The organism is Bacillus sp. AFS037270 (assembly GCF_002585305.1).
The window spans coordinates 229-1346 of sequence record NZ_NUNF01000106.1; the positions used below are offsets into that span (position 1 = coordinate 229).

At 40.7% G+C, this 1118-nt stretch carries 7 tRNA genes; all 7 read left to right on the forward strand.

The features are described from left to right. The first annotated feature begins 24 nt into the window (after positions 1–24). The 7 genes from COD92_RS30540 (at position 25) to COD92_RS30565 (ending at position 684) form a co-directional block, all read left to right on the forward strand. Positions 25–98: transfer RNA gene (locus tag COD92_RS30540), tRNA-Trp, on the forward strand. 14 nt (positions 99–112) lie between these two features. Continuing rightward, a tRNA-His gene (locus tag COD92_RS30545) sits at positions 113–188 on the forward strand. A gap of 23 nt (positions 189–211) precedes the next feature. Then, positions 212–286: transfer RNA gene (locus COD92_RS30550), tRNA-Gln, on the forward strand. A gap of 7 nt (positions 287–293) precedes the next feature. Further along, a tRNA-Cys gene (locus COD92_RS30555) sits at positions 294–367 on the forward strand. Positions 368–424: 57 nt separating this feature from the next. Next, positions 425–499, forward strand: a tRNA-Asn gene (locus COD92_RS30560). 14 nt (positions 500–513) lie between these two features. Continuing rightward, positions 514–600 (forward strand) — tRNA-Ser (locus tag COD92_RS32415). A gap of 10 nt (positions 601–610) precedes the next feature. After that, a tRNA-Arg gene (locus tag COD92_RS30565) sits at positions 611–684 on the forward strand. The last annotated feature ends 434 nt before the right edge of the window (positions 685–1118 follow it).

Sequence of the window (1118 nt, forward strand, 5' to 3'; positions counted from 1 at the left end):
GAATCCGTCCCCCTCCACCATTTTAGGGGTATAGTTTAAAGGTAGAACGAAGGTCTCCAAAACCTTTGGTGTGGGTTCAATTCCTACTACCCCTGCCAGAGAAAAGAATATGGCGGTTGTGGCGAAGTGGTTAACGCATCGGATTGTGGTTCCGACATTCGTGGGTTCGATTCCCATCAGCCGCCCCATTTTATTTTTTTAAAAAACCTATTGGGCTATAGCCAAGCGGTAAGGCATCGCACTTTGACTGCGACATGCGTTGGTTCAAATCCAGCTAGCCCAGCCATTCTTAAGGCAGCATAGCCAAGTGGTAAGGCAGAGGTCTGCAAAACCTTTATCCCCGGTTCAAATCCGGGTGTTGCCTCCAAAATTTTATATTGCGGGTGTAGTTNNTCGAGTCCATTTAGGCCCACCATATTTTTGTTCCGCAGTAGCTCAGTGGTAGAGCAATCGGCTGTTAACCGATTGGTCGTAGGTTCGAGTCCTACCTGCGGAGCCATTTTTTTTTATTGAGAAGTACTCAAGAGGCTAAAAGAGGCGCCCCTGCTAAGAGTGTAGGTCGGGTAACCGGCGCGAGGGTTCAAATTCCTATTTCCACCATTCATATAATGCGCCTTTAGCTCAGCTGGATAGAGCATACGCCTTCTAAGCGTACGGTCAGAGGTTCGAATCCTCTAAGGCGCGTAAAAAAATTAAAAGGTATAAAAGCGCTTATATAAGCGTTTTTTTTTTGTACTTTTTTAACTTAGCCATCCCTAATTTATCTATTATTTTCATAATCTTATTATAAAATAAAAAAAGAATCTGATTTGTTTCCACAAGAAAGATTGTCAAGTGTTGTACTTAAAGTAATGGGTGCAAAACTTGAAGTTCAAGTGTCATTTTGGTGTCTATTTTTTATCGTACTAACGAAGTAGGTTAAGTTAACAATGTCCCTTAGTTCAAATACCTCCCTAAAATTTAGGTAAATAATATTTTAATTCCGAATGGAGAAAATACATTAGACAAATGATTTTAACCGAAAAGGGAGGAAAGGAAAAATGACAAAAGTACAAGATTTAATGTCAAAAGATGTAAAAGTATGTACTCCGCATGAGTCAGTGACAGCTGCAGCAAAA